This is a genomic window from Tolypothrix sp. VBCCA 56010, from assembly GCF_050875635.1.
Classification (GTDB): domain Bacteria; phylum Cyanobacteriota; class Cyanobacteriia; order Cyanobacteriales; family Nostocaceae; genus Hassallia.
Genome location: NZ_JBPAOH010000423.1, coordinates 1 through 530, shown reverse-complemented (window position 1 = coordinate 530; position 530 = coordinate 1). Strand labels below are relative to the sequence as shown.

Annotated in this window: 1 protein-coding gene; it reads right to left on the bottom strand. The window is 45.7% G+C overall.

Going from position 1 to position 530, the window contains the following annotated elements; all coding sequences use genetic code 11:
* Nucleotides 1-284: 284 nt before the first annotated feature.
* On the bottom strand, nucleotides 285-530 hold a 246-nt coding region (locus AABK37_RS41835; RefSeq protein WP_432557249.1), incomplete at its 5' end, for a hypothetical protein.

The following is a 530-nucleotide window of genomic DNA, read 5'->3' as shown; positions in this document are numbered from 1 at the left end:
ATCTTCCCCTCCGTTTTTGTTCCTGGAGGGGATTTTATGATGGATACTGACCCCATACACCAGCCCGAAGCACTGGCGGTCGCATAACTAGCAACTTGGGTTAATAGGTAAAAGCATTAAGCCCTAGCGACTAGAAGTCGCACGCGGCTATGCGTGACTGCCGCGCATGGTTTACCAGCAGACGCGCATCGAATTTATCGACGTATTGTAGAGACGTTCCGGACTGAACGTCTCTACGATTAATCCCAATATTATGCAATGTCTTATTTTTACCTTTCCTGATTTTAAGCGTTGGCAAACATTCCCAACATCGTTAACAATACAACCAATCCACATATCCAAAGTACCAACGACCCCCAACTGACAGAATCTTGTTGTACTCTCTGCCACAAGTTGGTAACTAAGTTATTACGAACAGCCATTTTATCCGCTCTATAAAACTTATACAATCTTGGACAAAGCGCCAAGATGAGGTTTATTTCCTGTTTCAATCGGTCCCCCAGGCAGATCCCGTCCACAGGCTTCCACGG